General features: G+C 62.8%; 6 protein-coding genes. 5 read left to right on the top strand and 1 reads right to left on the bottom strand.

Translation table 11 applies throughout. The features are described 5' to 3' along the window. Nucleotides 1-185 precede the first annotated feature (185 nt). Nucleotides 186-6,596 carry a non-ribosomal peptide synthetase gene (locus NWV16_RS11790; protein ID WP_260523152.1) on the bottom strand — a complete coding sequence of 2,137 codons (6,411 nt, stop codon included), beginning with the start codon at nucleotides 6,594-6,596 and terminating at the stop codon, nucleotides 186-188. A gap of 490 nt (nucleotides 6,597-7,086) precedes the next feature. On the opposite strand from NWV16_RS11790, the gene NWV16_RS11785 reads away from it, so the two are divergent. From NWV16_RS11785 to NWV16_RS11765, 5 genes are all read left to right on the top strand, one after another. Then, nucleotides 7,087-7,881: a helix-turn-helix transcriptional regulator gene (locus NWV16_RS11785; RefSeq protein WP_260523151.1), complete on the top strand. Its 795-nt coding sequence runs from the start codon at nucleotides 7,087-7,089 to the stop codon at nucleotides 7,879-7,881. 59 nt (nucleotides 7,882-7,940) lie between these two features. Continuing rightward, complete coding sequence (adeC, locus tag NWV16_RS11780) at nucleotides 7,941-9,353, top strand: AdeC/AdeK/OprM family multidrug efflux complex outer membrane factor (protein WP_260523150.1); 1,413 nt, start codon at nucleotides 7,941-7,943, stop codon at nucleotides 9,351-9,353. Between the two features lie 155 nt (nucleotides 9,354-9,508). Next, the gene (locus tag NWV16_RS11775; RefSeq protein WP_065261130.1) at nucleotides 9,509-10,114 is read left to right on the top strand and encodes an SCO family protein; all 606 of its coding nucleotides are present in this window, start codon (nucleotides 9,509-9,511) and stop codon (nucleotides 10,112-10,114) included. Beyond that, complete coding sequence (locus NWV16_RS11770) at nucleotides 10,114-10,593, top strand: copper chaperone PCu(A)C (protein ID WP_260523149.1); 480 nt, start codon at nucleotides 10,114-10,116, stop codon at nucleotides 10,591-10,593. Before NWV16_RS11775 ends, NWV16_RS11770 begins: the two co-directional genes overlap by 1 nt. Before the next feature lie 322 nt (nucleotides 10,594-10,915). Continuing rightward, entirely contained in the window at nucleotides 10,916-13,126 is a 2,211-nt protein-coding gene (locus NWV16_RS11765; RefSeq protein WP_260523148.1) for an LTA synthase family protein, read from the top strand. The last annotated feature ends 23 nt before the right edge of the window (nucleotides 13,127-13,149 follow it).

The following is a 13,149-nucleotide window of genomic DNA, read 5'->3' as shown; positions in this document are numbered from 1 at the left end:
GGGGGTAACCTGCTGTAAATTCGGGAAAAAGGAGCGCGCAGCGGCGAGTCCGTGCGGCCACGCGCAGCCCGGAAAAGCTAAAACATCGGGGCTTGGGTGTCTGACATGGGAAGCGGGGACAAGGACTGTGACTGGCCAGTCATGACGTCGATCCGCGGGAACCGCGAATCGACGTCGTTGTCGCGTCAGAGCCGGCGTTTGCGGTTGAGCGTCGGAATGGTGGTTTGCGGGACTTCCACCTGTCTGGCCTGCGCCGATGTCCGGGCCGCCAGTGCGGCCAGGGTCGGCTGACTGAACAGTGTGCGCGCATCGACATGCAGCCCGGCCTGACGCATGCGCGCCACCAGACTGACCGCCAGCAACGAATGCCCGCCGAGTTCGAAGAAGTGGTCGTTGCGCCCCACCTGCTCCAGTTGCAGCACCTCGGCCCAGATCTGCGCCAGCCGGATTTCGACGTCGCCCTCGGGCGCCTCGTAGCGGCGAGTCAGCACCGCTTCCGCCCCCGGTGCCGGCAAGGCCTTGCGGTCGACCTTGTCGTTGGGGGTCAGGGGCAATGCGTCGAGTTTCACGTAGGCGCCCGGCGCCATGTACTCCGGCAAGCGCTCCAGGACATGGGCACGCAGGGCTTCGATGGCGGGCGCGTCGCAGCCTTCGCGCACGGTGAAATAGGCCACCAGTCGTTCGTCACGGACCAGCACCACGGCTTCACGCACCGCCGGATGCTCGATCAGCCGCGCCTCGATTTCCCCCGGTTCCAGACGCAGGCCGCGCAGCTTGATCTGGAAGTCGTTGCGCCCGAGGAATTCAAGGTTGCCGTCCGCCCGGTAGCGCACCAGATCGCCCGTGCGGTACAGGCGGTCACCGGCCACGAACGGGCTGTCGATGAAGCGCTCGGCCTGCATGTCCGGCAGTCCAAGATAACCCCGGGCAACCCCGACCCCACCGATGTGCAGGTGACCACTGACGCCGAATGGCACGGGTTGATCGCGGGCGTCGAGTACATAGAGCCGGGTATTGCTCAGGGCCTTGCCAATTGGCACCACGGCCTCCGGCACCGGTTGATCCGGCTCCAGTGTCCAGCCGGTGCTGTCGACCGTGGTTTCGGTCGGCCCGTAAACGTTGTGCAGACGCACCCACGGCAAGCGCTCGCGCACGCGCCAGGCCAGAGCGGCAGTCAGCTCACCGCCACCGTTGAGCACGTCGGTCAGGCTGGTGCACTGGCTGACATCGTCCTGCTCGATGAACTGTTGCAGCAGTGCCGGCACGAACTTGACCACGGTGATCTGCCGTTCGCGAATCACCTGGGTCACATACGCTGAATCACGGTTGCCGTCCGGGCGCGCCAGCACCAGTCGCAGGCCGGAACACAGCGGCCAGAAAATTTCCCACACCGAACTGTCGAAGCTGAACGGCGCCTTCTGCAACAGTGCGCCGTGCCCGGTCGGCGGGCTGATCTGCGAGCCCCAGTGCACCATGTTGCAGGCGCTTCGATGCTCGATCATCACGCCCTTCGGCGTGCCGGTGGAGCCCGAGGTGTAGATCATGTAGGCCAGGTTCGACGCGCTCAAACCGGGTACATGCGGGTTGTCGGTGGAGGCGTGCTGCCAGGTGCATCGGTCGAGATCGATGACCGGCACGTCCGCATCACCCAGCAGATTGCGGGTGGTCCCGTGCACCAGCACCGCCACCGGGGCGCTGTCCTGCAACATGTAGTGCAGGCGTTCCAGCGGATAGTCGGGATCCAGCGGTACATAGGCACCGCCTGCCTTGAGAATTCCGAGCAGGCCAACTATCAGATCCAGGCTGCGCTCGACGCAGATCGCCACCCGAGCGTCGGGCTGCACACCCTGTTCGCGCAGATGATGCGCCAGGCGATTGGCCTGCTCATTCAGTTGGCGATACGTCAGTTGCTGCTCACCGGCCTGCAGCGCGATGGCGTCGGGTCGGCGTTGCACCTGCAACTCGAACAGCGCCTGAAGCGGCTGATCGAGCGGACAATCGACTTCAGTGGCATTGAACTCGACCAGCACTTGTTCAAGCTCCGCCTGCGGCACGATCGGCAAGCGATTCAGCGGGTGTTGCGGTGTCTGCTCCAGCGCATCCACCAGCGCCTGCAATGCGGTTTGCACGTAGTCGCCAATACGCCGGGCGCCGATGCTGATCAGGGTTCGCGTGGTGATCTGCAAGGCGCTGCCCAGGTCATCGACGCTCAGGGTCAACGGGTAGTTGGTGCGTTCTTCGTTATTCAGCGTCTGGATACCTTGCCAGGCGTGATCGGAGTCCGACTCCTGCGCTTGCAGATCAGTGTGCCGATAGTTGAGCAGCGCACTGAACAGCGGCGCCGGTGATGCGACCCCGCTGCAACGCTGGGCCAGCGCCAGTGATGCATGCTCATGCCCGAGCAGGTCGGTCAGGCGGGCGTGGGTGAGCAGCACCGCTTCGCGCACGGCGCAGTCCATGTCCACGCGCAACGGCAAGGTGTTGATGAACACCCCGAGTGCCCGGTCAGCGCCCTCGCCGCCCTGCATGCGGCCCATGAAAACGCTGCCGAACACCACATGTTCGCGCCCCGAAGTGGCTGCCAGCACCTGCGCCCAGGCCAGATGAATCAGACTGGCCACACTGACACCTGCCTGCCGCGCTTGCAGGCGCAGGCGGCGGTCCAGTTGAGGCGCAAGCGTCCGCACGGCTTCGTCGATGCCGCGACCGTCGCCCTGCACGTCCTGTAAACCGAACGGCAGGGTCGGCTCGTCGATATCGGCGAGCATCTCGCGGAAGAACGCTTCATGTTCCTGCTCGCTGACACCCAGTCGGGTCTGGGCCACGTAATTGCGATACGGCACCGCCGGCGGCAATGGCTCGCCGTGCCCCAGCAGGTTGGCGCGCATTTCATGGCGCAGGACTTCCAGGGCGATGTGATCCAGCGCCAGGTGATGGAACAACAGAATGGCCACGATCCGCCCATGGGCCGGATCGCGGGCATACATCAGCCGGATCAGCGGTGCCTGACTGACGTCGAGGCGATATCGCCGGGCGTCGAAGCGCTCGTGCAACTGCGCGAGGACGTCGCCCTCGGCCGGGTCGAGCGTGATTTCCTGCACCGGCAATTCAGCCTGGCGCCAGACCACCTGCACCGGTGTGTTCAAGCCTTCCCAGACCACCGCGGTGCGCAGGATATCGTGGCGCGCCATGACCTGACGCAGCGCACTCGCATAAGCCTCGAGCCGCTCGACGCTGTCGAACGCCAGTTGCGATTGCAGCAGGTACGGGTCGCCCTGCGCGGCGGTGATGTGGTGATAGAGGATGCCTTCCTGCAGCGGTGCCAGCGGATAAATGTCCTGCACGTTGGCCGCCCCGCCCGGCACGGTGGCGATGATCCGGTCGAGGGTCGCCTGATCCAGCTCCACCAACGGCAACAGGTCCGGGGTGACGTGCGTGCAGTCTGCCGGAATGCGGTTGGCCGGCACTTCAACTTCACGGCCAGTGCCCACCGACGCAGCGAGCGCAGCCAGGGTCGGCTGGCCGAACAGCACGCGCACGTCGCTGCTCATGCCGAGCTGGCGCATACGCTCGATCAGGTTGACCGCCAGCAGCGAATGCCCGCCCAGTTCGAAGAAGTGATCGTGACGCCCTACCCGTTCGACTTGCAGCACCTCGGCCCAGATTTGCGCCAGGAGGATTTCGACGTCGCCTTGCGGGGCTTCGTATTCGCGGCGGATCAAGGCTTCCGGCCCCGGCGCCGGCAGCGCCTGGCGATCCAGTTTGCCGTTGGCGGTCAGGGGCAACGCGGTCAACCGCACGTAGGCCGATGGCAGCATTGCACTCGGCAGACGGGTTTGCAGATGGGCATGCAGCTGCGTGATGTCCAGCGGTTGGCGTTCGGTGAACCAGGCCAGCAACTGCCCGTCGCGCACCAGCACCACCGCATCGCGCACCGATTCATGGCTGCTCAACGCCGCTTCGATTTCGCCGGGCTCGATGCGCACGCCGCGAATTTTCACCTGATCGTCGTTGCGGCCCAGATACTCGATGTTGCCGTCCGGGCGCCAGCGCGCGAGGTCGCCGGTGCGGTACATCCGGGCATTGGGCCGGGTGCTGAAGGGATCGTCGAGAAAGCGTTCGGCGGTCAGTTGCGGACGGTTGAAATAACCCCGCGCCACGCCGGCGCCACCGACGTACAACTCACCGGGCACACCGATCGGCACCGGTCGCTGTCGGTCATCCAGCAGGTAAATCGTGGTATTGCTCACCGGTTGACCGATGTGCAGCGTCCGGCCCGGTTCGATCCGGCCCGAGGTGGCGACCACCGTGGCCTCGGTAGGGCCGTAGTTGTTGATCACCTCGAACGTCTGCTCGCGATTGAACTGACGCAGGCGATCACCACCGATCAGCAGCGTGCGCAAAGTCGGGTGTTCGAGGTGGCGAGTGAAGGCGTATTCGGCAATCGGGGTCGGCAGAAAGCTCACATCCAGCGGTTGCGCACGCCACCATTCGAGCAGCGCGTCAATGTCTTCGCCGCCGTCGCGAGAAGGTGCCAGGTGCAGGGTCGCGCCGGCACACAATGCCGGCCAGACTTCCCAGGCCATGGCGTCGAAACCGAAACCGGCGAGGCTCGAGGTGTGGCGACCGGCGCATAGCTCGAAGGCTGAGCAATGCCAATCCACCAGATTCGACAGGGTCCGATGTTCGACCATCACGCCTTTGGGCTGGCCGGTGGAGCCGGAGGTGTAGATCACATAGACCAGATGCTCGGCAGTCAGGCCCGGGACGTCGGGGTTGAGATCGTTGATCGGCCAGGCACGCGTGTCGATATCGATCACCGGTACGTTCAGCAGCGGCAACCGGTCACGCAGATGGTGCTGGGTCAGGACCACGACCGGCGCGCTGTCGCTCAATAAATAGGTCAAACGTTCCGCAGGATGCGCCGGATCGACCGGCACGTAACCGGCGCCGGACTTGAGGATCGCCAGCAGCGCGACCAGCGTGTCCAGTCCTCGGCGGGCGACCAGCGCCACTCGGTCGTCGGGTTGTACGCCGAGTCCGATCAAGTGATGGGCCAGGGCGTTGGCCTGCCGGTTCAGTTCGGCGTAAGTCAGCCGCTGCCCCTGAAACGCTGCGGCGATAACCCCGGGCTGCGCTGCCGTTTGCGCCTCGATGCGCTGGTGGAGGGTCTGGCCTTCCGGGTAGACCGCACGCGTGTCGTTCCACTGCTGCAGCAACGCGGTTTCAGCCGGCAGGCTCAGGCTGAAATCGCCTGTCGCCAATGCGCTGTTTTCAAGTCCCTGCTCCAGCACCCACAACAGCCGGGCAGACAGTGCCTCGATCTCGTCAGCATCGAAATAGGCCTCGTTGTACACCAGATACAGACTGTCCTCGTCGTCGCCGCGACTGCTCAGCAGGTGAACGGACAGCGGCGTGCCCTCTTCGTGGTTCGACACTTTGACCACCCGCCCCCGGGCCTCTCCATAACGGTACTCATGGGCGTCGCGCTCGTAGGACACGGTCACCTCGAACAACTGCGAGCGGTCCTCGCGCAGCAGACCGAGTGCACGGTTCATTTCACTGAGGGGAAAACGCTGATGGCGAAAATCCTGTTTCAGCTCATCGCGAACGGCTTTCACCAGCGCACTGAACGCCAGCTCGCGACCGAACCCCATGCGCACGGCGCTGACCTGGGTGAACAGCCCGAGGGTGGACTTGAAGCGAGCGCCGGAACGATTGAGCAACGGCAAGCCCACCACCCACTCATCACGCTGGCCGGTTCGGCTGAAATACACGTGCATCGCCGCCAGCAGAAAGTGCAGCGCCGAAGCCCCGTACTCAAGGGCCACTTGTTTCATGCGCTCATGGAGCCGTGCCGGAAAGCGCTGCGAAAACATCCGCGTGGGTGCCGTCGCGCCGGCGAAGCGCTCCTGATAGCGCGGCAACAACAGCGGTTCGGGAAGATGCCGGTATTTGTCCAGCCAGTACGCTCGATCACGCGCATAGCGGTCGGACTGGTAATACCGTGCGTCGTCATGAATGAAGTCGACATAGGACGGCGCCGAATCCGGCGGCACCTGCCCCAGCGCCAGGGCGTTGTAGATGTCGCCGAGGGACTTGAGCATTTCTCCGAAGCCCCAGCCATCGACGATCAGGTGATGGGCCTGGAGCGAAAACCAATGACAGCGTTCATCGAGACGGATGAGACAGAAACGGAACAACGGCCCGCCATCCAGCTTGAACGGCTGTTCGATGCGTTCCTGAGTCAACCGACGCGCAGCCGCCTGAGGCTGGGGATGGGCGCTGAAATCATGGAACGGCATCGGCACCGGCATCGAAGGCACAAAACGCTGCAATGGCAGACCCTGCTCGCCGGCCCCCGGCAGCAGACTGGTGCGCATGGCGTCATGCCGGGCCACGAGGCCTTCGAGGGCCGCTTGCATCAGCGCCGGGTCCAGCGCGCCCGTCATCTCGACATAACCCCCGATGTTGTACACCGGCGAATCCCCCTGACGCACCTGGTCCAGCCAGATGTCACGCTGGGCAGCGGTCAGCGGAAAAGTCTCGGAAGTCGCGGACAGACCGTCCGCCGCGTCGGCAGCAAATTGGTTCATAAGATCCGTCTCATGTGATTTGGCGCGTATTCAAGCATCGGCCCCGAAACCGGCATGACACGTGAAACCCGGACAACCTCTCCCTCTTTGCCGGCCTTCGGGCCTGACAGGTCAGACCGCATGGTTCATACCCGCATAAGTTCGCAGGCATATGGCGGAAAATCCTGTAGGACAATCGCCATTCATTCAGGCTGATTCCGACGCCCGTACTGGCAGCTCTGGCGGCCACCTGTCTGATCTGTCGGGGTTCCATCGGACCGCGCAGCCATTGCTTACAAGCGTGACAGCCCAGGACTGACAGAAATGTGGCGCCATTAATTCGGAAATAGTGGCATTTTGTGTCCCGGTTTTCCCCTACAGACGTAGGACAAATGCATAGGCTTAAATCCCGCTCCAGATCGATTTCAGGGAGAAATGACTGCGTGGCGGCTTCATGGGTGTATGTACGGCTGACGATCGGCAAGGGCTCTAAATCAAGGATGACAAAGACATGAATCTGACCGGCAGTCTTCGCAATTCGGAAAATCCGCACTTCTATTGGCAACTGGGAGAACTGATCGCCAGCACGGGACACGAGCGATTCGCCACGAACATGTTTCAACTGGTCGACACGCTGGTGCCGGTCAACCGTGTCGAGCTCAGCGAGTGGACGCTGGACGAACGCGAGGCCAGCGTGGTCGAGATCAAGGCGTTGGGTAGCGCAGGTTTGCCGGATACGTTCCCTCCCCCGGCCTCCCCATCGTGCCAGGACGATCATCCGCTGCTGCAACAGATGATCGAGATGAACGATTCGCTGCTGATTCAACTCAAGGCTTCACTGCAGGATCGAAACCCGCACCGCAGCGTCCATCAGTGCAATCTGGTGTCACGCACCTCCAACCGCCGCTGCGTCATTTCGTTCTGTCGCCCTCATACGCATCGGGTGTTTTCGTTGCCGGAGCTGTCGTTCCTCAAAAGCCTGTCCGACACCCTGCTGCCCCTGATCGAACGGCACGCGCAGATTTGCCGACAGATCCTCGCCCGGCAACCTCGCCTGCCCCAGACCGATGAAGAACAGGCACCGTTGCAGCAGGTGTTCGACGAACGTCTGGCGCTGGGCGACATCACCTTGTCGGTGCGCGAGAAAGAAGTCTGCCTGGGCCTGCTGACCGGTGGCACCGTGCCGCAAATGGCCGAACGCTTGCGGGTCAAGAACAGCTCGATCGAGACCTACCTCAAGCGTGCCGCCGCCAAACTCGGTGTCAGTGGTCGCCATGGCCTGGCGAAATGGATGGCCGGTGCCTGATCCGGCTTCGATGCCGGGTGTCCGGCGCCCATGCGCCTATAAATGAACGAGAGCGTTTGATGTCCAGATTGTCGATTTCTCTGCTGTCCATGGCGTTGCTGATGGGCGGTTGCTCGCTGATTCCCGATTACCGGCGCCCCGCTTCACCCAGTGCGGCGCAGTATCCGCAAGGTCCCGCCTACGCAACGTCCGGCACGCCCACCGTGGCGGTCGAAGACTGGCGGGGACTGTTCAATGACCCGGCGCTGCAACAGTTGATCGAAAGCGCGCTGGTCAACAACCGCGACCTGCGCGTGGCGGCGCTGAACGTCGAAGCCTTCCAGGCGCAATACCGGATTCAGCGCGCAGATTTGCTGCCGGCGGTGTCGGCCAATGCCAGCGAGCTGCGCCAGCGAATACCGGCGAGCGTGACCCGGACCAAAGCCGCGATCACCTCCACCTATTCCGTGAACCTCGGCATCAGTGCCTACGAACTGGATTTTTTCGGCCGGGTCCGCAGCCTCAGTGAACAGGCCCTGATGAGCTGGCTGGCCACCGAAGAAGCCCGACGCAGTGCGCAACTGAGTCTGGTGGCCAACGTCGCCAACGCCTACTTGACCTGGCGCGCCGACCAGGAATTGCTGGCACTGGCGCAGGAAACCCTGGCCGCCGACGAGCAAAGCCTGCGCCTCACTACGCGCAACCGCGAAGCGGGCAAGTCTTCGGCGCTGGATCAGATCCAGGCGCAGACCAGCGTCGACAGCACCCGTGCCAGCCTCGCCCGCTATCAGCGGCAAGTGGCCCAGGACCTGAACAGCCTGACCCTGCTGGTGGGTGCGCCGGTACCCGAATCCCTGCCGGCTCGTCCGCTGGACAGTGACCTGGTGGCGCAGGTGCCGGCCGGGTTGCCGTCGGATCTGCTGCAACGCCGGCCGGACATTCTCCAGGCCGAATACAAGCTCAAAGCCGCCAACGCCAATATCGGCGCGGCCCGGGCGGCGTTTTTCCCGAGTGTCAGCCTGACCGCCAATGCCGGCACATCGAGTCGGGACCTGTCGGGGCTGTTCAAGGGCGGCTCCGGTGCCTGGACCTTCCAGCCGCAGATCACCCTGCCAATCTTCAATGCCGGCAGCCTGCGCGCCAGCCTGGATTACGCGAAGTTGCAGAAAGACATCACCGTCGCCGAATACGAGAAGACCATTCAGACCGCTTTCCAGGAAGTGTCCGACGGCCTGGCCGCGCGGGAGACTTATCAGCAGCAGCTCCAGGCCCAGCGCGATCTGGTGCAGGCCACTCAGGACTATTACGACATGGCGCAGCACCGCTACCGGACCGGGGTCGACAGCAGTCTGACGTTTCTCGATGCCCAGCGTTCGCTGTTCAGTTCCCAGCAGGGTCTGATCTCCGACCGGTTGGCGCAACTGGTGGCGCAGGTGAACCTGTACACCGCGCTGGGCGGTAGCTGGAGCCCGGCCGAGTCGTCGCCGCGATAACCGCAGGTCATGTTTTCTTACACCTTTTGTCGCCCGATCTGACATCCGTCGGTGATCAAAAACCGACCTGCCGGTTCATTTTGGTATCATGCGCCGCTTTTACGGTTAACCCCCCGCCCGTCCTGCGACCGGCGGGCTGCAAAGGGCGGTATTAGATGACGGCTTTGTTGACTCGCCGCAAGGTGCTTGCGGGAATGGGCGTGCTCGGTCTGGGCCTGCTCGCCGGCTGCGACACCCGCGGCCAACTGTCGTACAAGTACGGCAAGGATCTGAGCGACAAGATCCTCGGACGCACCTTCAAGCTCAAGGACACCGAAGGCAACACCGTGACGCTGTCGAGCTTTCGCGGCCTGATGCCGATGATTTTCTTCGGTTTCACCCAGTGCCCGGCCGTCTGCCCGACGACCCTGGCCCGCGCGGCAAAAATCAAGAAGCTGCTGGGCAAGGATGGCGACATCCTGCAAGTGGTGTTCATCACCCTCGACCCGGAACGCGACACACCCGAAATCCTCGACGCCTACGTCAAGACCTTCGACCCGAGCTTCGTCGCCCTGTACGGCACCCTCGAGGAAACCAAAGCCACCGCCAAGGAATTCGACGTCTTCTACGAAAAAGTCCCTGCCGGCGACACTTACACCCTGTCGCACACGTCCACCAGTTATGTCTACGACACCCGCGGCAACCTGCGCGTGGGTCTGTCCCAATCGCTTTCTGCACAAGAGTGTACGGAAGATTTGCAAACCGTCATGGAGGTCTGCTGATGAACCCTTTCCTGAACAACATCAAACGTGCCGCACTGGGCCTGTCCTTGTTGGGCCTGGCTTTCCAGGTTTCGGCGCAGACCCGGGTCGACGACGCCTGGGTCCGTGCGACCGTGCCAAGCCAGTCGGCCAGCGGCGCGTTCATGACCGTCACCGCCGACAGCGACAGCAAGCTGCTCAGCGTTGCTTCGCCGGTGGCCAAGGACGTGCAGATTCACGAAATGACCATGAAGAACGATGTGATGAGCATGGGCCCGGTCAATTCGGTCGACCTGCCGGCGGGCAAGGCTGTGAAGTTCGATCCGAACGGCTACCACGTGATGCTGATGGGCCTGAACGGTCAACTGAAGGAAGGCGAAACCGTGCCGCTGACCCTGACCGTGGAAAACGCCAAGGGCGAGAAACAAGCCATCGAAGTCCAGGCGCCGGTACGCTCGCTGACCAACATGGAAGGCCACGATCACAGCAAGATGCATTGATCCGAAGGACTTATTGAAAGAACAAACGGGGCGGCGTGATCGACGATCATGCCGCCCCGTTTGTGTATGTACCTTCGCAAAAACTGGCCACCCCGGCCCCGGATAAACAGCCTGAAACAATTAATTTCGTCCTGCTGTACGCCGGAAAAATGCGGCCCCTGCCGCTGACAGGATTGCCGGCCAAGGCCTTCCGCGATCCATACAGGTCGTACAGGCTTTCGACAACGGATCAGACTCACGTTTAAAAGGGCGATCAGACAGCCCTCCCTTGTTATCATCGCGCACACTTTTATGACGGTTTGATGGCTGGAAGGTCTTTTTTGTGAGCGCTTTTTTTCAACGGCTTCGGCACGCCGACGCCCGTCTTCTCTCTCTGGCTTTTCTGGTACTGATCGTACCGGTGTGCCTGCGGGCGGCACTCGGCTGGTCGAGTCTGTTCGGCTATCTGTCGGACCTGGCCATCGGCAGCCTGCTGGTGGTTCTGTTGCATCGCCGGCCGTGGTGGCTGGGCCTGCCGGTGCTGGTGTTCTGGGGGTTGCTGACGGTGGCGACGGCAGAACTCGTCAGTGCAGTCGGACGCCTGCCCAATCCTCAGGACCTGCATTATCTGATCGACCCGCAATTCGTCGAGAACTCCACTGGCGGCGGTTTCGCCCATCCGGCGGTGGCCGGCGCATTGCTGCTGGCGCTTTTGCTGTGGCTGGCGACGCAGTGGGCAAACCGCAGAACACCTGCCCCGGCCCTGCCCCGCGCCGTATGGTCGGCACCGGTGTTGCTGTTCGCCACCCATTGGGGCGCACAGAATCTTTCGCCGAGCGACGCCGACCCATGGCGTCTGTACAACCTGCCTCACCAACTGCTCGCCGCGCAGTTGGCCGATCTGCAGATGCAAACCGAGGAATGGCTGGAAGGGGGTCGTGAAGCGCCCGCACCATCGATGGCCGGACTCACGGATCTGGACCTGAACGGCCGTTCGCTGCTGGCCACAAAAGGTCAGGCGCGCAACGTGCTGATCGTGGCTGTCGAAGGCATTCCCGGCGCCTACATCCGCGCCAATCGCGAGGCCATCGGCAGCCATTATCAGGAAGACCTGATGCCCAAGCTCAGCCGCTGGGCCGAACGCGGCATGAACACACCGGATTACGTCCTGCACACGCACCAGACCATTCGCGGCCTGTATGCGATGCTCTGTGGCGATTACGACAAGTTGAACAACGGCACGCCCAAAGGCGTGGAAATGCTGACCCAGAACGAACGCAATCAGGCCTGCTTGCCGGCCCAGTTGCGTCAGAACGGCTTCACCACGCATTACCTGCAGGGCGCCGGGCTGCGCTTCATGGCCAAAGACAAGATCATGCCGCACATCGGCTTCGATGCGACCCACGGCCTGGAATGGTTCACGAATGCCAATTACCTGGAATTCCCGTGGGGCAAGGACGACAAGGCCTTCTTCGAAGGCGCGCTGGGTTACGTCGGCCAACTGAAGAAACAGAAAAAACCGTGGATGCTGACCCTGCTGACCGTCGGCACCCATCAACCCTACTCCGCGCCGGAAGACTACCTGCAACGTTACGACACGCCGAAACAGGCGGCCGTCGGTTATCTGGACGATGCCCTGGATCAGTTCCTCAGCGGCCTGGAGCGTCAGGGAGTACTGAAAGACACGCTGGTGGTGATCACCTCGGACGAATCCCATGGCATCGATGGGGTACGGCTGGCGTCATCCTGGGGTTTCAACCTGACCCTCGCACCCGAGCAGGCACAATTGCCGCACCTGAACGTCGGGACCTACGGGCATGTCGATCTGAGTGCATCGATCCTCGACTACTTCGATCTGCCGGTGCCGGCGGCACTCAGCGGGCGTTCGCTGTTTCGCGACTACGATACCGGTCGCGAAATCATGTCGTTCACCAACGGCAAATTGCGCTACCACGACGGCCACGGCATCCTGACCGAATGCGACATGCCACGCCGCTGCCGCGCCTACGCCAGTGAAGGCTTCATTGCCGAGAGCGCCACATTCAAGGGCAATGCCAGCGGCCAGAATGCGCGGCAGATTGCGGCCCGCGCCGATGCGCTGGACCTGTCGCTGCTGCGCACTCCGCTGAACCAGCGCTACCAGTTCGGCAGCGACAACGTCATCCCGCTGCAAGCGCAAATCAAGGATGACTGGGCCGACAACCTGATCGGCGCGCAATACCTGGAAATGCCCAAGGGCTCACACACTCGCGTGCGCCTGACCGTACGCTCGATGGACCCGCAACAGGCGGCGTACATCCAGCTCAAGGCCAAGGAGTTCGAACAGGATGTGCAACTGGGCCTGCCATCGGAAATGGTCGCCACGGCGGATCAGCCGCTGGAAATGGACTTCAGCTTCGACAATCCGCAACCGCGCAAGGCCTTCTCGTTCCACTTGCTGGGGTACGGGCTGGGTTCGGTGGAAGTCACGGATTTCAGCGTGATCACCGAGCTGCCGGGGCAACAGGATCTGCGGGAGGAAATCCCGGAAGACGACACCGCCCAGTCGAGCTGATGCCGACGCCAGCGTCACGCGGT

This window comes from Pseudomonas sp. BW7P1 (genome assembly GCF_024981055.1).
Classification (GTDB): domain Bacteria; phylum Pseudomonadota; class Gammaproteobacteria; order Pseudomonadales; family Pseudomonadaceae; genus Aquipseudomonas; species Aquipseudomonas bananamidigenes.
The sequence above is the reverse complement of the archived record's forward strand: the minus strand, read 5'-3'. Positions and strand labels throughout refer to the sequence as shown.

Coding starts and splice junctions, on each gene's coding strand:
- NWV16_RS11770 (WP_260523149.1), top strand. CDS start 10,114: ATGAACCCTTTCCTGAACAACATCAAACGTGCCGCACTGGGCCTGTCC.
- NWV16_RS11790 (WP_260523152.1), bottom strand. CDS start 6,596: ATGAACCAATTTGCTGCCGACGCGGCGGACGGTCTGTCCGCGACTTCC.
- NWV16_RS11785 (WP_260523151.1), top strand. CDS start 7,087: ATGAATCTGACCGGCAGTCTTCGCAATTCGGAAAATCCGCACTTCTAT.
- NWV16_RS11775 (WP_065261130.1), top strand. CDS start 9,509: ATGACGGCTTTGTTGACTCGCCGCAAGGTGCTTGCGGGAATGGGCGTG.
- adeC (WP_260523150.1), top strand. CDS start 7,941: ATGTCCAGATTGTCGATTTCTCTGCTGTCCATGGCGTTGCTGATGGGC.